The organism is Paraburkholderia elongata (assembly GCF_013177735.1).
Lineage (GTDB): Bacteria > Pseudomonadota > Gammaproteobacteria > Burkholderiales > Burkholderiaceae > Paraburkholderia > Paraburkholderia elongata.
The window spans coordinates 67165-85904 of record NZ_WOEZ01000146.1; the positions used below are offsets into that span (position 1 = coordinate 67165).

17 protein-coding genes are annotated in these 18740 nt (G+C 61.0%); 9 read left to right on the plus strand and 8 right to left on the minus strand.

The genetic code is table 11. The features are described 5' to 3' along the window. Window positions 1–4 precede the first annotated feature (4 nt). Window positions 5–1102 carry a TolC family protein gene (locus GNZ13_RS26685; protein WP_268959190.1) on the plus strand — a complete coding sequence of 366 codons (1098 nt, stop codon included), beginning with the start codon at window positions 5–7 and terminating at the stop codon, window positions 1100–1102. 127 nt (window positions 1103–1229) lie between these two features. Here the strand turns inward: GNZ13_RS26685 and GNZ13_RS26690 are convergent, their stop codons facing one another. The 3 genes from GNZ13_RS26690 to GNZ13_RS26700 all read right to left on the minus strand — a co-directional run bounded on the left by GNZ13_RS26690 (window position 1230) and on the right by GNZ13_RS26700 (window position 4529). Continuing rightward, window positions 1230–1496 (minus strand): cupin domain-containing protein, encoded by a 267-nt coding sequence (locus GNZ13_RS26690; RefSeq protein WP_172170128.1) that lies wholly within the window; start codon window positions 1494–1496, stop codon window positions 1230–1232. A 76-nt stretch (window positions 1497–1572) separates the two neighbouring features. Then, a complete protein-coding gene (locus tag GNZ13_RS26695) occupies window positions 1573–1965 on the minus strand; it encodes a hypothetical protein (RefSeq protein ID WP_172170131.1) in 393 nt (130 codons plus the stop codon). A 419-nt stretch (window positions 1966–2384) separates the two neighbouring features. Beyond that, a complete protein-coding gene (locus tag GNZ13_RS26700; RefSeq protein ID WP_172170134.1) occupies window positions 2385–4529 on the minus strand; it encodes a phosphocholine-specific phospholipase C in 2145 nt (714 codons plus the stop codon). Between the two features lie 574 nt (window positions 4530–5103). Here GNZ13_RS26700 and GNZ13_RS26705 point away from each other — a divergent pair. The 5 genes from GNZ13_RS26705 to GNZ13_RS26725 all read left to right on the plus strand — a co-directional run bounded on the left by GNZ13_RS26705 (window position 5104) and on the right by GNZ13_RS26725 (window position 13137). Next, complete coding sequence (locus tag GNZ13_RS26705) at window positions 5104–7092, plus strand: amylo-alpha-1,6-glucosidase (protein ID WP_172170137.1); 1989 nt, start codon at window positions 5104–5106, stop codon at window positions 7090–7092. Window positions 7093–7143: 51 nt separating this feature from the next. Further along, a complete protein-coding gene (locus GNZ13_RS26710) occupies window positions 7144–9948 on the plus strand; it encodes an MGH1-like glycoside hydrolase domain-containing protein (protein ID WP_172170140.1) in 2805 nt (934 codons plus the stop codon). Between the two features lie 164 nt (window positions 9949–10112). Then, a complete protein-coding gene (gene zwf / locus GNZ13_RS26715) occupies window positions 10113–11714 on the plus strand; it encodes a glucose-6-phosphate dehydrogenase (protein ID WP_172170142.1) in 1602 nt (533 codons plus the stop codon). A gap of 35 nt (window positions 11715–11749) precedes the next feature. Then, window positions 11750–12550: an ROK family protein gene (locus tag GNZ13_RS26720; protein ID WP_172170145.1), complete on the plus strand. Its 801-nt coding sequence runs from the start codon at window positions 11750–11752 to the stop codon at window positions 12548–12550. 17 nt (window positions 12551–12567) lie between these two features. Further along, complete coding sequence (locus tag GNZ13_RS26725; protein ID WP_172170148.1) at window positions 12568–13137, plus strand: YbhB/YbcL family Raf kinase inhibitor-like protein; 570 nt, start codon at window positions 12568–12570, stop codon at window positions 13135–13137. A gap of 54 nt (window positions 13138–13191) precedes the next feature. On the opposite strand, the gene GNZ13_RS26730 is transcribed toward GNZ13_RS26725, so the two are convergent. Further along, window positions 13192–14187 (minus strand): aldo/keto reductase, encoded by a 996-nt coding sequence (locus GNZ13_RS26730; protein ID WP_172170151.1) that lies wholly within the window; start codon window positions 14185–14187, stop codon window positions 13192–13194. 295 nt (window positions 14188–14482) lie between these two features. Here GNZ13_RS26730 and GNZ13_RS26735 point away from each other — a divergent pair, with 295 nt between their 5' ends. Together GNZ13_RS26735 and GNZ13_RS26740 are read left to right on the plus strand one after the other, a co-directional pair. Continuing rightward, window positions 14483–15172, plus strand: coding sequence for a nitroreductase (locus tag GNZ13_RS26735; protein ID WP_172170154.1), 690 nt, complete (start codon window positions 14483–14485; stop codon window positions 15170–15172). A gap of 39 nt (window positions 15173–15211) precedes the next feature. Beyond that, window positions 15212–15523 (plus strand): high-potential iron-sulfur protein, encoded by a 312-nt coding sequence (locus GNZ13_RS26740; protein WP_172170157.1) that lies wholly within the window; start codon window positions 15212–15214, stop codon window positions 15521–15523. Between the two features lie 51 nt (window positions 15524–15574). On the opposite strand, the gene GNZ13_RS26745 is transcribed toward GNZ13_RS26740, so the two are convergent. Then, window positions 15575–15925 carry a DOPA 4,5-dioxygenase family protein gene (locus tag GNZ13_RS26745; RefSeq protein ID WP_172170160.1) on the minus strand — a complete coding sequence of 117 codons (351 nt, stop codon included), beginning with the start codon at window positions 15923–15925 and terminating at the stop codon, window positions 15575–15577. Window positions 15926–16865: 940 nt separating this feature from the next. Here GNZ13_RS26745 and GNZ13_RS26750 point away from each other — a divergent pair. Further along, window positions 16866–17339, plus strand: coding sequence for a hypothetical protein (locus tag GNZ13_RS26750; RefSeq protein WP_172170163.1), 474 nt, complete (start codon window positions 16866–16868; stop codon window positions 17337–17339). A 121-nt stretch (window positions 17340–17460) separates the two neighbouring features. Here the strand turns inward: GNZ13_RS26750 and GNZ13_RS26755 are convergent, their stop codons facing one another. The 3 genes from GNZ13_RS26755 to GNZ13_RS26765 all read right to left on the minus strand — a co-directional run bounded on the left by GNZ13_RS26755 (window position 17461) and on the right by GNZ13_RS26765 (window position 18466). Continuing rightward, on the minus strand, window positions 17461–17778 hold the full coding sequence (locus GNZ13_RS26755; protein ID WP_172170166.1) for a P-II family nitrogen regulator: 318 nt from the start codon (window positions 17776–17778) through the stop codon (window positions 17461–17463). Between the two features lie 91 nt (window positions 17779–17869). Beyond that, window positions 17870–18097: a DUF2933 domain-containing protein gene (locus GNZ13_RS26760; protein WP_172170169.1), complete on the minus strand. Its 228-nt coding sequence runs from the start codon at window positions 18095–18097 to the stop codon at window positions 17870–17872. 54 nt (window positions 18098–18151) lie between these two features. Beyond that, a complete protein-coding gene (locus GNZ13_RS26765; RefSeq protein WP_172170172.1) occupies window positions 18152–18466 on the minus strand; it encodes a hypothetical protein in 315 nt (104 codons plus the stop codon). Between the last annotated feature and the right edge of the window lie 274 nt (window positions 18467–18740).

Genomic DNA, 18740 nt, shown 5'->3' on the forward strand with positions numbered 1-18740 from the left:
TCGCCTGAGTTCAGGGAACCGCTCGACGGTTTACTCCGGCTCGGTCTCGGCGAACTGGGTGCTGTACGACTTCGGGGGCAGGAAGGCCGCGCTTGCCAATGCACAGGCTCTGCTTGCTGCCGCGTGGGCCAACCAGGACGCGACGCTGCAGGCTTCCTTTTCCTCTGTGGCAACAGACTACTACGCAGCACAGGCGGCAGCCGGCAAGCTGGCTTCGGCTAAGGAAGCGGAAAGTATCGCGCGTGACAGCTTCATGGCGGCGTCGGCACGCGTGGCCCACGGCGTCGCCGCGATTTCCGACCAGTTGCAGGCGCAGACATCATATGCGCAGGCGACGTTCAACCGGGCGAAGGCCGAAGGCGACCTGCAGGCCGCTCTCGGTACCCTTGCCGCCGACATGAGCCTGCGCCCGGATCAACCCGTCACAATGCCGGATGCTGACGACGGCGTGGTGCCAGACCAGAATTTCGCGGAGTCGGTCGCTGCGATGATCGAGGAAGCGCAAAGCGCCCATCCGGATATCGCTGCCGCCAGGGCGAAGCTTGACGCGGCAATGGCGAGCGAGCAGCAGACACGTGCCGAAGGATTGCCCAACCTGAGTCTGATTGCGAAGTATAGCCAGAACAACCAGCCCGCCAGTCTGGGGCTGGGCCAACCTCAATTCGCCGCGACCGGGCACGACTGGTATGTTGGCGTACAGGTGCAGATTCCGTTGTTCGACGGGTTGAGCCGGACGTACAAGGTGCGTGGAGCACATGCTCAGGTGGAGGTCCAGGAGGACAAGCTCGATGAAGCCCGGCAGCAGGTCGGGCTCGATGTCTGGAAAAGCTACCAGGCACTCCAGACGAACATACAGAATGTGGGGAACACGGCTACGTTAAAGCAGATTGCGCAGCGTTCATTTGATGTTGCAAAGCATCGGTATGCGGTGGGTGTGGGAAACATCCTGGAACTGGTGGCCGCACAGAAGGCGCTTTCGGAGGCAAAGCAGCAACGTATTCAGGCGCTCACCGACTGGCGCGCGGCGCGGCTTCAACTGGCCGCGAAGATGGGGCGTCTGGAGGCCAGCGACCTGCGTATGGAACGCATTCCGCTGCAATAGTCAGGTGTGTGCCACGGGGCCGCGCAGTTTGCAACCGCACCGGAGTCGGGCCTACCATAGCCGGATCAGTGGCCCCGTTGCTGCGTCAGACCACGCCGCTCGCCGCACGCCTCCCACTCGCGCGCTCCTACTTCCTTCCCACGAGATACGTCACGCCATTCGGGCCATAACGCTCTGAATGCGGTTTGTTCGCCGGCAAGTGGAAGACGTCGCCGACTTTATACGCCTGCTCCGTCTCGTCCACGCGGATGTGCAACTCACCGTCCAAAATCAGTGCCTTCGCTTCGAACGGATGTTCGTGAACATCCATCGAGGTGTTCGCCTCCCGCGTCACAACGACGGTCTCGGCGAAACCTTCTTTCGTCAGGTTTTCAGTAAATGTTTCGCGGTCCATGGCGCCTCCATCTTCAGGCAGTGGGGGACACTCAATGTAACGCTATCCGTCAACTCGTGCAGAGCGCAGCCGTGTGTTATGCCGATGCTGTCACGCCGGAGTCGACCTTCCTGCGCGTTCGCGCGCGCGGCGACGATTCGCCCATCCCTTTCCTGCGGCGCGTAGCGTTCGCTTCCGCCTCTTCTGCGTCGAGCATGACGACCGAGATCTTCCCTCGCTCGATGTTCGTCTCTGTTTCGTACTGATTTGCCGTACGCTCCAACAACTCCGCAAGCAACATCTGGTCGCGGCGGTCACAAAGGTTCATCGCGATACCTTTGCGCAGCGTCCTGGCTAGCATGGCCAGCGACGAGAGTCGCTCGACGTAGATGCGGGTTGCCTCCACTACCTCAGCCGCGAGCCGCTTGTATTCGGCGGGTTTCACAGACAGACGAGGGTACATGTAAGTAGCTTCAGCGGGTTTGCTCATGGCGCGATTTCCGGTTGATTCTCGAAATCGCCCGACACTCGCTGCAAACGGGTGGGCGGGCACGTAGCGAGGTTAACAGGCCGGCGCTAGCTCAAACCGGCGAGCCTTGCGGCTCCCTCGCTACGGCCCACCCGTTGAAAGGGCGTGCAGAAGCTCACGCACTGCCTGCGGAGCAGGTCGTGCGGGAGCCAGCATTCAGGCTGTCAAACCCGGCCGTCGAAATTGCTTCAACAGCAGCCAAAATTATAAGTGCGCCCTTCTCTTAAAATTCACTTTGTTAAGCTAACTATCTAACTTTGGCCAATCGGCCTAAGACAGCCGCAACATTCCCTCAGCGCAACGACATCGCACCTCTGGACTTCGATCAAGCGACCCAGCATAGCAGCCGCCCAACCGAAGCCCATCCACTTCACCCGCCCTTAATTCACCACCAACACCGGCGCCACTGCCGCCGGATCACTGATACTCGGCCGCCCATTCTCAACGTGTCCAGCCAAACGACGCGAGAAGCTGGCGTCATCGTTACTCGTCACCGTCAAGTCATACCAGTGATGGCTCGACGCCAGCACCCACGCCTCTTCAATATGCGCCTCTGCCGGCACCAGCACCGGACGCGTCCGCGCCCCATACGCGTTGTCAGTGACCGTCAACCGCGCAACACCGCCGCCCTTGTTGCTGAACTTCAAAAACACATTCCCGTTCGCAACATCGTATTGCACCTTGATCTCCGGCTGCGCGGGTTTATCGTGGCCATGCCAACCCGCAGCCTGCGCCGTCGCCTGCTGCGTATTCCCCGCAAACTTACGCACGAAACCGTTCGGCCCAAACACCTCGAACGCGTACACACCGTTCGTCGTCGTCAGATCGAAGCTCTCGTTGAGCGACTTGCCAGCCTCGACCGTATAGCGCCACGGACCATCTGTGCGATTCGTCGAGTACACGTAGAAATGCGCGCCTTGATCGCCGGTATTGGCAAGCACGATCTCGAACGTGTTCTTCTTCACATCCGCGTGACCGTTCACATGCAACTCATACGGCAACGCACGAGCAAAACGAATACCGCTTTCCTGCGGATCGATCGCACCCGGCGTCGCAGGCACAGTCGGCTTCGGCTGCGTCGCGCACTGGTTGTCGGCGATGCTCTTGTAGTTGCTCGTGTCCGGCAACGGCGGCACCTTCGAGTCCGGCGTGCGGAAGTCGAACGCCGTTGTCAGGTCACCGCACACTGCACGGCGCCATTGCGTAATGTTCGGCTCAAACACGCCAAAGCGCGTCTCGATGAAGCGAATCACCGACGTGTGATCGAACACCTGCGAGCACACAAATCCACCCTTGGTCCACGGCGACACGACCGTCATCGGCACGCGCGGGCCGAGGCCGTACGGCAAGCCGTCCGCGGTGTAGCTGCCGCCGCGCGCCGGATTCACCACGTTGTGAATCTCGCCGTCGGTGCTGACCGTCGACTGGCCTTGTGCCGGTGTCGTCGCCGGTTGCGGCGGCACGAGGTGATCGAAGAAGCCGTCGTTCTCGTCGTACATGATGAACAGCACGGTCTTGCTCCACACTTCGGGATTCGACGTCAACGCATCGAGAATCTGCGACGTATATTCCGCGCCGTATGCGGGCGTATAGCTCGGGTGCTCGGAGTACGCAGCCGGCGGGCACAACCACGACACTTGCGGCAACTTGTTGGCCAGCACGTCGGCCTTCAAATCGGCGATGGTGCGCACGGTTTGCGCGCGCTCGTACAACGGCGAACCCGGCTGCGCGTTGATGAAGTTCGCGAAGTTCTGCAGGACGTTGGTGCCATAGTTGCCGTTCAACGGATCGGCGCCGGTCAAACCCTGCTGATACACCTGCCACGAAATACCCGCGGCTTGCAGACGTTCCGGGTACGTGGTCCACGAGAGCAACTGATAGTTCGGCGGACCGTCGCCATCGACGAAATCGCTGTTGTCGAGCAGCGGACCCCCCATCGTGCCGGTCGGATCGACCATGCCGGTCATCAGATACGAACGGTTCGGGTGCGTCGGTCCGGGCAGCGAGCAGAAGTAGGCGTCGCAGATCGTGAATGCATCGGCCAGCGCGTAGTGGAACGGAATGTCGCTGCGCAGGTGATAGCCCATCGTCATGTCGGTCTTGTTCGCGGGCCACTGGTCGTAGCGGCCGCCGTCGATCGCGGCATGGGTCTTGTACCAGGTGTGATCGAGGTCGCCGACGCATTGCGCGCTGGTCGTCGCCGTGTTCAGATGGAACGGCAGCACTGGCTGGGTCGGATCTTCCTTCGACGGTTGATACCACACCGGCTTGCCGTTCGGCAGCGGAATCGGGAAGCGGTCGTTGTAACCACGTACGCCACGCAGATGACCGAAGTAGTGGTCGAACGAACGGTTCTCCTGCATGAATACGACGATGTGCTCGACATCGCGGATCGTGCCGGTGCGCGAAAACGCGGGCACGGCAAGCGCATTGCGAATGGACTCGGGCAGCGCGGTCAGCGCGGCAGCAGCGCCGGCGGATGAGGCCACGGTCTGCAGGAAACGGCGACGGCTATTTGATGTCATCGAATATCACCTTCTGCGGGGGAAAGAATAGCGCGCCTCGCGCGCCGGTGGAATCAGGTCAGTTGCTATTGGCGTTGTCGCTCGGTGCGTAATGCATCACGGGCGCGACTTGCTGGCTATCGGCAGCGAGGCTGGCTTGCATGTTTTGCGTGAGGGCGTCGGACGAGGCAGCAGGGTTGGCTGCGAGCGTTGAGGATTCCAGCGGCGGGGGCTATCGTCGTGCTTTGCGCGGCAACGTTATTCGCGGTGGTCGGCGATGAAGACGCTGAAGCCGAGGCGGAGTCATCGGCGCCACAAGCGCTCAACGCAAAAGTTTCGAGCGCAACTAAAACGACGCTGGCCAGGCGAGTATCTGTTCTCATGTCGGCATCCAATTTGTGGCGACGGATGCAGTCTCCATTCCTTTCGAGAAATAATTGTGAAAACGTTTGCGAGTGAACAATGCTTAACAATTCGCGTCGGCAGGTCGAAAGGAAATGGAAAGCGATAAGCAGGAGAATGGTCACGTTAACGCCACGCGCCTGAAGTCCAGGCACACCGAAAGATTTGCAGTTTGCATAACCTCGGTAAGTGCATGACACACATCGGCAGACCTTTCGACATCACGCGTCTCGAAGACGAATGGCTCGAAGCAGACGGTTTCGGCGGCTTCGCATCGGGAACCGTCGGCACGCTACGCACGCGCCGCTATCACGCGTTGCTGCTCACCGCTACGCGCGCGCCTGGCGGGCGAGTGGTGCTCGTCAACGGCATCGAAGCCTGGCTCGAAGCGGACGGCAAGCGTTATCCATTGAGCATGCAGCGGTACCTGCCGGACGTGATCTATCCCGACCTGACAGCGAGTCCTCTCGAGTTCAATACTGAGCCGTGGCCCACATGGCGTTTGCAACTCGATCCGCACATAACGCTGATAGCGGTTGTGTTCGTGAGCAAGGCGACGCGCGAAACGGTTTTGCGCTGGCGGCTGGAAGGTTCGGAGGCTGCTTCTGCCGCAGGTGGGTTCAGTCTGAAAGTCAGGCCCTTGCTCTCCGGCCGCGACTACCACGCGCTGCACCACGAAAACCCCGCGTTCAACTTCAACGCGCAGACAAGCGGCGACCAGGCCTGCGTGAGTTGGCAACCCTATGGTGACCTGCCGGTCATCAATGCCGTAACGAACGGCGTCTACACGCACGCGCCTGATTGGTACCGGAACTTCTGCTACGTTCGCGAGCGCGAGCGTGGCCTTGATTTCAGCGAAGACCTCGCCACGCCCGGCGTGTTCAGCTTTAATCTCGCTGATGGCGAAGCGGTGATGATCTTCAGTGCGTCGATCGCATCCTCAGTGTTGGCATTCCCAGCGTCGGCGCCGGCAGGCAACGCCGCCCACGCAACCGAACTCGCGCGCATCGAACAGCAGCGCCGCGGCGCACTCGGCTCACGCCTGCAGCGTTCCGCCGATGCCTACGTCGTAGCGCGTAACGAAGGCCGCACGATCCTCGCCGGCTTTCCATGGTTCACCGATTGGGGCCGCGACACGTTCATCGCCATGCGCGGCCTGCTGATCGCGGCGGGCCGCCTCGCCGAGGCCGAAGCGATCCTGCTCGAATGGTCGGGAACGTTATCCAAAGGCATGCTGCCGAATCGTTTCCCCGACTATGGCGACACCCCGGAATACAACTCCGTCGATGCATCCTTATGGTTCGTCATTGCCGTCCACGACTATCTGGCGACGAACCACGCGAAAGCCAACACCCGAACGCACCTGCAGCAGGCAGTCGAAACCATCCTCACGGGCTACACGAACGGCACGCGCTTCAACATCAAGGCATCCAGCGACGACGGCCTCCTCGGCGCCGGCGTCCCCGGCGTACAACTCACGTGGATGGATGCAAAGGTCGGCGACTGGGTAGTCACGCCGCGCATCGGCAAACCCGTGGAAGTGCAGGCGCTCTGGATCAACGCATTGCGCATTGCAGCAACGTGGAATTCGCGTTGGCAGCCGCCTGCGGAGCGAGCGTTGCAAGCGTTTCATGAACGCTTTACCGATCCGTCGACGCAAGCGCTTGTCGACAACGTCGACGTGGATTTCGTGAAAGGCGCAGTGGATCGCTCGATCCGCCCGAACCAGATCTTCGCTGTAGGCGGTTTGCCGTTTCCGCTACTCGAAGGCGCGGCGGCGCGCGCGGTGGTCAATCAGGTCGAAGCCCATTTGCTCACGCCGCTCGGCCTCAGAACGCTCGCCCCGTCCGATCCGGCCTACCGCGGGCACTACGGCGGCACTCCGCTAGAGCGCGATGGCGCCTATCATCAAGGGACGGTCTGGCCATGGCTGCTAGGCCCGTTTGTCGAAGCATGGCTGCGGGTTCACGGTGCCGAGCCGGATGCCCGTGCACAAGCCAAAGCGCGCTTTCTCGACCCCCTGTACGCGCATCTCGATCACGCCGGCCTCGACCATCTCTCCGAAATCGCCGACGGCGCCGCGCCGCACACGCCCGCCGGCACGCCGTTTCAGGCGTGGTCGCTGGGGGAGTTGCTGCGCATCGAAAACCTGCTTGTCCGATTGGAGTCCATTGCCGCTTAAACCGCGCTACGATGTGAGTCCCACCGCCAGGCCCGACGCAAGGACATCGTCATGCCACCGCTGCGCGCTGCCAATCTGCTCGACACGATCGAAGGTTCCCGCCTGCATTCCGCCGACTGCGCCCATTGGCAGCGCTGGGGGCCGTACCTTAGCGAGCGTCAATGGGGCACGGTGCGCGAGGATTACAGCCCGGACGGCACCGCCTGGGACCACTTTCCGCACGACCACGCGCGCAGCCGCGCCTACCGTTGGGGCGAAGACGGCATCGCCGGTTTCGGCGACGACAAACTCAGCTGGTGCGTGTCGCTCGCGCTGTGGAACCGCAAAGACCCGATTCTGAAGGAGCGCCTGTTCGGCCTCACCAACGCGCAGGGCAATCACGGCGAGGACGTGAAGGAACTGTACTTCTACGTCGATGGCACACCTACGCATTCGTACATGCGGATGCTTTACAAGTATCCGCACGCCGCCTTTCCGTACGACGACCTGGTTCAGGAAAACGCGCGACGTGGCGGCGACATGCCGGAATACGAGATCCTCGACACTGGTGTGTTCGACGATTTGCGCTACTTCGACGTGCAGGTCGAATACGCGAAACATGCGCCCGACGACATCCTGATGCGCGTGACCATCGAGAATCGCGCGGACGAGGCGGCTTCGCTCGATGTGCTGCCGCAGATCTGGGCGCGCAATTCGTGGTCGTGGAAGGAAAACAAGGACAAGCCCTCGCTCGTCGCGGGCCAGGATCACAACTGCGAAACCCAAGTGATCGGCCGTCAGCATGGCCATGAGCCGATCGTCGTGACAGCGTGGTCGAAAGACGCGCCGCAGATGGCGTGGCTGTTCTGCGAGAACGACACCAACGTCAAGCGCCTGTTCAACATGGATGGCAAGGGGCCGTTCAAGGACGGTTTCAACGACTACCTCGTCCACGGCGACGAACAGGCCGTACGCCGTGACGCCGGCACCAAGGCGGGCGCGCACGCGTCGATTGACCTTGCCCCGCATGGCCGCGCCGTGGTGTACATGCGCTGGCGCCCCCAGTCGAGTCCCGATGACGCGCAACTCGATGCCGATGCCGTGTTCGCTCACCGCATCGCGGAGGCCGATGAGTTCTATGGCGCGCTGCAGCACGAGATCGACGATCCCGACGCTCGCCTCGTGCAGCGTCAGGCGCTCGCGGGCATGTTGTGGTCCAAGCAGTACTACCAGTACGACGTGCAGCGCTGGCTCGACGGCGATCCGCTGCAACCCAGGCCGCCTGAGTCTCGCAAGCGCGGTCGCAACGCAGACTGGCGGCATCTGTGCAATGCGGACATCGTGTCGATGCCCGACAAGTGGGAATACCCGTGGTACGCGTCATGGGACCTGGCGTTTCATGCGGCCGCGTTCGCGCTGATCGATCCCGCGTTTGCCAAGCGCCAATTGCTGCTGCTGGTGAAGGACCGCTATCAGCACCCAAACGGCCAGATACCCGCCTACGAATGGGCGCTCGGCGACGCGAATCCCCCTGTGCATGCCTGGGCTGCATGGCGCGTGTATGAAATCGACCGTGCGCTCATGGGCAAAGCGGATCGCGATTTTCTGGAACTCGTTTTCCACAAGCTGTTGCTGAATTTCACGTGGTGGGTGAACCGCAAGGATGCGGACGGCCGCAACGTTTTTCAGGGCGGCTTTCTCGGGTTGGACAACGTCGGTATCTTCGACCGCTCGTCGCCGTTGCCGACCGGCGGTCATATCGATCAGGCCGATGGCACCGCGTGGATGGCCGCGTACGCGCTCGACCTGATGCGGATCGCGCTCGAACTGGCGTATGCGAACCACGTGTTCGTCGATATCGGCGTGAAGTTCTTCGAGCACTTTCTGTATATCGCCGAAGCCGTGAGTTGCGACGACGGCTGCGATACCGGTCTATGGGACAGCGAAGACGAGTTCTTCTACGACAAACTGCGTCTGCCCGACGGCAGCAATATTCCGATGCGCCTGCGTTCGATCGTCGGCTTGATTCCGCTTTTCGCCGTGCACGTGCTCGAAGAACGCTTGCATGGTCACTTGCCGGGTCTGCGCGAGCGGCTCGTCTGGTTCCTCGAACATCGCCCCGATCTGGCGAAGCTGGTTTCGCGCTGGAACGAGCCCGGCAAGGGCAATGCGTTGCTGCTCTCGCTGCTGCGCGGGCATCGGATGAAAGCATTGCTGCGCCGTGCGCTCGACGAAAGCGAATTCCTCTCCGATCACGGCGTGCGGGCGTTGTCGCGATTCCATCGCGACCATCCGTTCGAGTTCAACCACAACGGCACCAGCGTCACCGTCAAGTATCTGCCGGCCGAATCCGACACACGCGTGTTCGGCGGCAATTCGAACTGGCGCGGGCCGGTGTGGATGCCGATGAACTATCTGCTGATTGAATCGCTGTACGAATTTCATCGCTACTACGGCGACGGTTTCCGCGTCGAATATCCGACCGGCTCGGGGCAGAAGTTCTCGCTCTGCGAAATCGGCGACGAATTGGCGCGCCGGGCAACCACCTTGTTCCTCAAGGACAAGAACGGCGAACGTCCGGTGATGGGCGCGTATCCACTCTTGCAGGCCGACCCGCGTTCGCGCGATCTCGTCCTGTTCCATGAGTATTTCCATGGCGACAACGGGCGAGGTGTGGGCGCTTCGCATCAAACCGGCTGGAGCGGGCTCGTGGCGTTGCTCCTGCAACCGAGGGCGATGGCCGCGTCGGGTAGTGTGCCGCTGGCAGGCGAGCCGGACCGGGCGCCAGTGCCAACGTCGCCAACGTCGACTTCAGCGCCTGCTCCCGCAAAGTCACCCGAACCTGCGCCTGCGCTGGCAACGGCAGTGACCAAGTAGCGAGTAGCGAGTGCCGAGTGGCAACCAACCCGCGCGCGAGGTTACATAAGCCATACAGCGTACGCACCGGGCAGGTTGAGTCGTTGTTTTTGAACTGTACGGCTTCAAGCGTGGTCTTTCATGTACCGCCACGTCCGTTCCATTGGCTTCCTTAAGCGAATCCCATGTCGACTACTCCGAACACCTCAACTTCCGCCCGTCACGAACCCAGTTGCAAAGTCAGCGCGGGTCCGCATGAGGCGCCGTCGTCGCCGGCCGGCAAGCGGCCCGCGCCGCCTTGCACGCTGGTGATCTTCGGTGCGGGCGGTGACCTGACCAAACGGCTGCTGATGCCCGCGTTGTACAACCTCGCGGTGGACGGCCTGCTCGACGGCGGCATGAAGATCATCGGCGTGAATCACGGCGAGCGCGAAACGAGCGAATGGCGCGAAGACTTGCACACGTCGTTGCAACAGTTTGCCGCCGACAAAGCCAGTACCTTCCATGCGGGCAAGCTCGACGACAAAGCGTGGGACTGGGTCGCGCAACGGCTCGAATACATGGCCGGCGAGTTCGAAACCGACGACACGTTCACCAAGCTCAAGCAAAAGCTCGATCAATCGCCGGGTGGCAACGTGATTTTTTACCTGGCGGTCAGCTCGCGCTTTTTCAAGCCGATCGTCGAGCATCTCGGCAAAGCGGGCTTGCTGAAAGAAGGCGAGGGCGACGCGGGCGGCTTCCGTCGGATCGTGATCGAGAAGCCGTTCGGTACCGATCTCGCCTCGGCGCGCGATCTGAATGCGCACATTCTGTCGTACGCGAACGAGTCGCAGGTGTATCGCATCGATCACTTTCTCGGTAAGGACACCGTGCAGAGCATTCTCGCGGTGCGCTTCGCGAATGCGCTCTTCGAACCGATCTGGCGGCGCGAATATATCGACAGCGTGCAGATCACCGCGGCGGAAACGATCGGCGTGGAAGGGCGCGGCAAGTTTTACGAGCAGACCGGTGCGTTCCGCGACATGCTGCCGAACCACCTGTTTCAGTTGCTCGGCATGGTCGCGATGGAGCCGCCCAATTCGTTCGATGCCGAAGCCGTGCGCGACAAGAAGTCTGAAATCTTCGACGCGATCCAGCCGCTGAGCGCCGCCGACGTCGTCTTCGGTCAATACGAAAAAGGGCCGGCGGGCGTCGGCTATCGTGAGGAACCGGACGTCGCCTCGGACAGCACGACGGAAACCTACGCCGCCGCACGCGTGTACGTCGAGAACTGGCGTTGGGCCGGCGTGCCGTTTTATCTACGCACCGGTAAGCGGCTTGCCGCGCGCCGCACGGAGATCTCGGTGCAACTGAAACCGGTGCCGTTCCGTCTGTTTCGCGACACGCCGGTCGATGCGCTTACGCCGAATGTGCTGACCTTGCGTATCGATCCCGCGCACGGCACGAGTTTCGATTTCAACGTGAAGACGCCGGGGCCGGTGATGCAGGTGGGCGCCGTGCAGTCGTCTTTCGACTACGCAGACTTCTTCGCCGAACGCGCCAACGTCGGCTATGAGACCTTGCTGTACGACTGCATGCTTGGCGACGAGACACTGTTCCAGCGTGCCGACAGCATCGAAACGAGCTGGTGCGCGGTGGACGACGTGCTGCACCCGAAGACCGGCGGCGCGATGCCGGTGCACGGTTATCCGGCTGGGAGTGAAGGGCCTGCTGAAGCGGACGCGCTGCTCGCACGCGACGGCCATGCATGGCGGCCTTTGAAGCAGGATGCGGTCGAAAAGAAGTAACTCCATGAGGCACACCAACACAATCGGGGGACACCTTGGCCACACGTAAGACGAAAGTAAAAAGCAGTACCGAGCGAATTCTGGCGATCGATGTCGGTGGGACTGGCTTGAAAGCCGCGATCATCGATGCGGACGGACAGATGAAAACGGAGCGTTTGCGCGTGCCCACGCCGCATCCGTGCACGCCGGATCAACTGGTGGATGCGTTGGTGAAGCTGGTCGAACCGCTCGTCGATAAGGAGCCACCCACGCTGATGTCGATCGGTTTTCCTGGCGTGGTGCGCAACAACCGCATTCTGACGGCGCCGCACTTTGGCGTTGAAGGTTGGCACGATATTCCGTTAGCGGATTCGCTGGCGAAGCGCCTGGGCGGTCTGCCAGTGCGGATGATCAACGACGCAGAGATGCAGGGCTTTGCCGCGATTGAAGGCCATGGGATCGAGCTCGTGCTGACGCTTGGCACGGGCGCGGGCACGGCGCTGTTCAGGGATGGTGAGTTGATGCCTCACCTCGAGCTTGCGCATCATCCGGTCAGCAAGAAGGGTGTGGCGTACGATGAGTACATCGGCGACGCGGCGCGCGAGAAGGCCGGGAATAAGCGCTGGAATCGCCGGATCCAGAAGGTGATCGGGATTCTCGATTCGTTGGTGAACTACGACAAGCTGTGGATCGGCGGTGGCAACGCGGCGCGGCTGACGTTCAAGTTGCCTGCGAATGTTGCGACAGTATCGAACGATGCGGGGATCGAAGGCGGCGCGCGCTTGTGGCATCCGAAGTCTCTGCGTGAGACGCGGCAATTGCCGGAGGCCAATGAGCGGACCGGCCGGTTCAAGTGAAACGGAGACAGCCAACGATGATTCGAATCAATGACTCCAGTCTTGCACGACGCCTGTTCGCTGTCGGCGTTTGCGCCTCGCTGGCTCTAGCTGCAGTGAATGTCCGCGCGGCGGATGCATTCGCGCTGTCGTCGCCGGGTGTGGCCGACGGTGGCACGCTGGATTCGAGCCATGCGGCGAGCGCGAATAATTGCGGTGGCGGGAACATGTCGCCGGCCTTGCAATGGCAGAACGCGCCTGCCGGCACGAAGAGTTACGCGATTACTATGTTCGATCCGGACGGCGCGAAGGGACTCGGGATTGCGCACTGGGTGCTATATGGCGTCGCGCCTTCGGCGACCGGGCTCGGTGCTGGTGCTACGCCGCCGGCCGGTAGTGTGGCCGGAACGAACCGGACTGGCGGCCTGGGGTATCGCGGACCCTGCCCGCCGGTCGGAGAGGTTCCGCATCATTATCTCGTGCAAATTTATGCGCTTGATTTACCGCCCGACGCATTGCCGGCAGGGTTGACGCGGGACGCGTTGCAGGCGGCTATGAAGGATCATGTGCTTGCTGCTACAAGTATTGTGCTGCGATACGGGCGGTGATTATTTTGCCTTTGCGGCGGCCGGGTAAACGACGCCGCCGTCAAAGGCAACACACTACCTGGCCGCATCACCCCATCGATATTCCAGACTAACCTCATCAAGCTGCGCCTTAACTTGTGCATCGAGCACAAGCTCCGAAGCAGCCAACGTGTCGCTCAGTTGCTCAGCGCGACTGGCGCCGATAATCGCCGAGGTAATCAGCGGATTAGCCAACACCCACGCAAGAGAAACCCGAGTCAGAGACTCGCCCGTCGGCGTAGCAATCGCCTTCAGCTTTTCGATCGTTTCGAACTCGCGCTGATGCCAGTACCGCTCCTGGTACATCGCCCCCGCCTTGCCGACGGTTTCGGTGAATCGCCCGGACGTGGGCGTAGCATCCATCCGATGCTTACCCGTCAGCAAGCCACCCGCCAGCGGGTTATACGGCATCACCGCTAATTGCTCTTCAGCCGCCAAAGGCAGCAGTTCCCTCTCGATCTGCCGGAACAACAGGTTATAGCGGGGCTGCACCGATACAAACCGCGCCACGCGCAACACGTCAGCGCGGCCCAACGCCCGCGCCAGCCGATAGGCCAGGAAATTCGACACGCCGATATACCGTGCCTTGCCCGATCGCACGATGACGTCCAGCGCCTCCAGCGTCTCATCGAGCGGCGTATTCGCGTCGTCGGAATGGAGCTGGTACAGGTCCACGTAATCCGTGCCGAGCCGCCGCAGCGATGCGTCGATCGCGTCCAGCAGATGTTTGCGCGACGCGCCTTGATCCCACGCTGACGGCCCCATCTTGCCAACCGCTTTCGTTGCCAGAATGAAGCGGTCGCGTTTGCCCTTCAGCCACCGTCCGACGATTTCCTCCGTGCGCCCGGCAATGTTCTCGCCGCCGCCGAGCGGATAAACGTCGGCGGTATCGATGAAGTTCACGCCGGCATCCGCCGCCGTGTCGAGAATGCGATGCGAGACATCTTCTTCAGTTTGCAGGCCAAAGGTCATCGTGCCGAGACACAGGCGCGAAACGGTCAGGCCAGTGCGGCCGAATTTGCGGTATTGCATGGTCAACTCCGAAGCAGGACGGAACGGTTGCGGTATGCGATGTTGCAAAAGGATAAACGGTGTGGCGATTTCGTGTTCGGCCACCCGCACAATGCGTGACCGACGACGGAGCGTTGAAAATTACGTTATCCATACGTCCGAAAGAAACAAAAGCAATTCGATTGCGCCAGGTAAGCTTCAGCGCGATTGATGCGCCTTTATGCAGAGCCCTGCAAGCCCGCCAGCAGGAAAGCGGGCACTCGCGCTAGAATCTTTGCAGACCGCCAAAACTGTTGGCCCCGCCGGAATTCTGCCGATGACCACACCCTCCAATCAGGTCGACGCCGCGCTGATGTCGCGGCGCGCGATCCGCGCCTTTCTGCCCACGCCGGTTGCGCGCGCCGACATCGAAGCGATTCTCGAAACTGCCAGCCGCGCGCCGTCGGGCACCAATACCCAGCCTTGGAAGGTGTACGTGGTGACCGACAAGTCGCTCGCGCGACTGTCGCAGGCGCTGGTTGCCGCCTATAACGACCCCCGGCGCGATGCGCTGTATCAGGAAGAGTATCGCTACTACCCGCATCAATGGGTGTCGCCGTATATCGACCGCCGCCGCAAGATCGGCTGGAATCTGTACGGCCTGCTGGGCATCGAAAAGGGCGACAAGGCGCGCATGCATGAACAGCACGCGCAGAACTACCGGTTTTTCGGCGCGCCGGTCGGCCTGTTCTTTACGATCGAGCGGGTGATGGAGCGCGGCAGCTGGCTCGATTACGGCATGTTCCTGCAAGCGATCATGACAGCGGCGCGCGGGCGCGGCCTCGATACCTGTCCGCAGGCCGCATTTACGCCGTTTCATCGGGTGATTGCCGAGCATCTCGACCTGCCAGCCAAAGAGCAACTCGTGTGCGGCATGTCGCTCGGTTTCGCCGACGAAAGCGCGCTGGTCAATGCGCTGCGCACCGATCGCGAACCGGTTGAACGGTTCACACGATTTCTCGATTGATCCCGATTGACGGGCATCCCCACTTCCCATCGGACCACTATGAAAACCTCACGCCGCCATTTTCTGATGCTGAGTGTGGGCGTGAGCTCATCGCTCATGCTGTCCCGCGTCGCGTTCGCCGACACCGCGAACACACTGAGCGAAGCCGATCCGAAGGCGCAAGCCCTCGGCTATAAAGAGGACGCATCAAAGGTCGACAAGGCGAAATTCCCTGGCTATGCCGCCGGACAAACCTGCGCCAACTGCTCGCTATTCCAAGGTAAAGCCACGGACGCCTACGGTGGCTGCACGTTGTTTGGCGACAAGCAGGTCGCCGCGCGCGGCTGGTGCAGTTCGTATTCGAATATGTGACCGCGCAAGCGGTCCGCGCGCGGGTATGTGTGATCTGAAAACGCCTTGGCCTTAGTTCAAAGCACTCAGTACCAGGTCATGCGAGTGGCCGATCCATATCGCCGCGTCGCGGTGGTCGCGCAAGGCGTCGCCGGTATTCGGGTGCAGAAAAATATCGAGCGTGCCGTGATTCAGCGTGAGCCAGCCGACGAGTTCGGCGAATTGCTCCTGCGCGAACGCAAGCTGATACGACCACATCGGGTGCGGCCCGACCGGGCGTTCGTGAAAGCGGCCCATTTGCAGTTTGCCGTTCCAGTGCGCTTCGATCTGTTCGCGAAAGGTCCACGCGGCGTCGCGGCTGCTTGAATCGAAGTAAACGTGGGCGTGCCAGCTCTCTATGGCTGAGGTGTCGCGAAAGGTCATAACAGGGGTCCGATGCGGTTCCGTCTTTATCAGACACTCATTTTGCTTGAGTTTCCGCCGACGCGTGCGGCGCACGCCTCAGTGCCGTTTGCCAAGGGTCTGTCTTGTTACGGATTAACGCGCCGTCAGGCTTGACGCATCAGGTGTAGGCGGCGTTTGCGACTCACGAGCCGCGGAGCGCGTGCGCACAGTTTACGTCTGAAGAAACCGCCACGCTGCGCCGATTCAGCAAACTGGCCTGCCAATTCCCCTCGTTTCGAGCAATTGCATTCGTGCGTGCTCACATAAACTGTTTTCCATGGAGCGACAAGTCACCGAGCCCATCGACGCGGTCTTCCCCCGCGTTGTTTTGAACCGTACCGTTGATGGCAGTTTGCCGCGGTTGTCGAACGTGGCAGGGCAGTAAAGCAGTAGGAAGTCGAAGCAATGCAAACAGCGCGCAATCCACGCAACAATGCGCGCGGATCAGCAGGGGGTTGCAGCGAGGTGATGTTGATGGCGAGGGACCGAGCTGCAATGCAGTTGTAGCAGCAGTAACAGTTCAAGTAGCAACAGCTTTGTTAGTTTGTGGTGGTTATAGGTCGGCAAGCATCCACGCGCCTGTACGACTCCTCCATCCTGTCCGGCCCTGTTCCCTCGCGGGAACAGGGTTTTTTTTCGTCGGTGCGGCCAATGCGACTTGTATTTGGCCGGTCCGAACCTATATGGCAGCGTTGCATTTCGGGCCCGCCGCAGCGGAAAGTGCGTTCGCGCGCGGCGAGCTGCCGCGCACAAACGAGACTTTGAGTTGTTTAAGGCTGTCTTAATAGTTGCTTGCCATGATGGTTGCACAGACTCACATTAAGGGCCTGTCGAGCCGCCGGCGCATCGGCGGCGTTTGCCACCGGAGAACACAGCATTCGGTGGCAAAGCCTAGAGTTAGCGAAGGAGTTGAATCGATATGTCCAGTAAATCGCGAGTTCGCAAGCACACCCAGCCGGCCATGTCTCCGCTGCTGCGTGCGCTGACCTATAGCCGCACCGCCCACGAGCCGGTCACCACGGCGATGCTCATGCAGTGCTACACCGCCCTCGACGCATTCCGGCGCGGCCGAGGCTCGCGGAATTTGCACCTGACCTTGAGCCGGCATTTGCTGGTGTCGCAAGAATTGGCGCGTCTTGGTCTTGGAGAGGAGGTTCTTGCCGATATCGAAAGCGCACATGCGGCGATGGTGCAGCTCGACGCGCGTGAGCATCAAGACGGCGCCTGGATTCTCGAGGACGGCGAATACGCCCGTCTTTGCACCGCGCTGGCGATTCTGGATGGGCAACTGTCCGTCGCATCGTTGAGCGAGATTGCGAACGCGGAAGCGAAGATGGTTGAGGGGCTGATGAGATCGGCTCGCACGCAGGCGATTGTCGAAGCGACGGTCTAAGCCGCGTCGCCGCTCTGCGGCGACTCACGCACAGACAATAAACGCCCTACACAGGGCGTTTATTTTTACGCAATGTTAAGGTCAAGCGTCACACGACGACGGACCGATGTCCGCCATCGAGTCACGGCTTCGCTTCGGCCTGACTGCGAACGCGGAAGAATTTCTCCACCGGAAGGACCGCTACGATCCCGTCTCCAATGGCGCCGACATGTGCGATATCCATGATGGCCTTCACGAGAGCATCGACGTTTTCTGCCTGCGCGAAGATTTCAATCTTGACGTGCTCCGTCGTCCAATCGTCGGCAAAGTAATTCGGATGCGAGCCGAACCCTCGTACTCTAGTAATGGTCACCCCATGGATGTGAAGGGCGCCGAGCTTTCGTTCCAGTACTTCCACTACATCGGGCCTGACAATGGCAACAACGCATTTCAGTTCCATATCGTCCTCCTTCACATCACTCGCGGAGCAGCGTGACGAGCAGTGATATCGCGCTGCTCCGCGTGATTTCAACGTGGCGTGATGAATCAGGTCACGATTTCGGACCCGTCACCGTTTCACTCTGCACGTCCTGCTTGTCGGTACCGGACTTCGTCGCCGGCATCATGAGCAGCATCGAGAGCGGACACACCAGCATGCAGGCCACCAGAATGAACGGTGCGAGGGCGATTCGGAACTGAGGCAGCGCCCAATATCCAAGGGCGATAACAAGCGCGAGCGCAAGTGCAGTCGTCGCCATCGTCTTTGTGTTGCACTTCATGATTGCTTCCTTTCTGAAATTAGATTGAGTAGTGGTGTCGGGAAGAAACCCGCGTCACTTCGATGGAGACGCACCTGCCTGGTCCGAGTACTTGAGCATGATGTCGCCCATCGCCTTCATCATTTCCCCATGCATGCGCATCGCGGTCTTCGGGTTCATGCCCATATCGCCGCCCATCATTGGACAGCTACCCATCGTGCCGCCGCCCATCCCTCCCATTCCCATGCCGCCCATCATGGTGGAGCCGTGTTCCCGCATTTGCGGTGGGTGACTCGGGTCATTACCGGTCCCACCGGCAGCCATGGCGACAGCGCTCGTACCCAACGAAAGTGCCAACAGGGAAGCAGTCAGTAGTAATTTCGCGTTCATATATATCTCCGGATTCGGTTAAACCTAAAAACCGCAGTTGAGGCTGCCGGAACGGTCGGAGAAGCAATACGGATGCGGCGCTCTGCAAAATTGGCATACTCACCAAATGGGTGAAACAGGAAACGGGCAGATAGCCGCGCTGGGGCGGGCTGTTGAGCCGATGGTGGTCGATACGCTGGGCGGTCGGATGCAGGTGTGCTGGGACGGGTCGTCACAAGCCACGCCCAATGGCCAGCTGGTGTTCTTCGCGGAGTTCCTGCGCGCTGCAGGCGTG

Coding starts and splice junctions, on each gene's coding strand:
- GNZ13_RS26690 (WP_172170128.1), bottom strand. CDS start 1,496: ATGGACCGCGAAACATTTACTGAAAACCTGACGAAAGAAGGTTTCGCC.
- GNZ13_RS26695 (WP_172170131.1), bottom strand. CDS start 1,965: ATGAGCAAACCCGCTGAAGCTACTTACATGTACCCTCGTCTGTCTGTG.
- GNZ13_RS26700 (WP_172170134.1), bottom strand. CDS start 4,529: ATGACATCAAATAGCCGTCGCCGTTTCCTGCAGACCGTGGCCTCATCC.
- GNZ13_RS26705 (WP_172170137.1), top strand. CDS start 5,104: ATGACACACATCGGCAGACCTTTCGACATCACGCGTCTCGAAGACGAA.
- GNZ13_RS26710 (WP_172170140.1), top strand. CDS start 7,144: ATGCCACCGCTGCGCGCTGCCAATCTGCTCGACACGATCGAAGGTTCC.
- zwf (WP_172170142.1), top strand. CDS start 10,113: ATGTCGACTACTCCGAACACCTCAACTTCCGCCCGTCACGAACCCAGT.
- GNZ13_RS26725 (WP_172170148.1), top strand. CDS start 12,568: ATGATTCGAATCAATGACTCCAGTCTTGCACGACGCCTGTTCGCTGTC.
- GNZ13_RS26730 (WP_172170151.1), bottom strand. CDS start 14,187: ATGCAATACCGCAAATTCGGCCGCACTGGCCTGACCGTTTCGCGCCTG.
- GNZ13_RS26735 (WP_172170154.1), top strand. CDS start 14,483: ATGACCACACCCTCCAATCAGGTCGACGCCGCGCTGATGTCGCGGCGC.
- GNZ13_RS26740 (WP_172170157.1), top strand. CDS start 15,212: ATGAAAACCTCACGCCGCCATTTTCTGATGCTGAGTGTGGGCGTGAGC.
- GNZ13_RS26745 (WP_172170160.1), bottom strand. CDS start 15,925: ATGACCTTTCGCGACACCTCAGCCATAGAGAGCTGGCACGCCCACGTT.
- GNZ13_RS26750 (WP_172170163.1), top strand. CDS start 16,866: ATGTCCAGTAAATCGCGAGTTCGCAAGCACACCCAGCCGGCCATGTCT.
- GNZ13_RS26755 (WP_172170166.1), bottom strand. CDS start 17,778: ATGGAACTGAAATGCGTTGTTGCCATTGTCAGGCCCGATGTAGTGGAA.
- GNZ13_RS26760 (WP_172170169.1), bottom strand. CDS start 18,097: ATGAAGTGCAACACAAAGACGATGGCGACGACTGCACTTGCGCTCGCG.
- GNZ13_RS26765 (WP_172170172.1), bottom strand. CDS start 18,466: ATGAACGCGAAATTACTACTGACTGCTTCCCTGTTGGCACTTTCGTTG.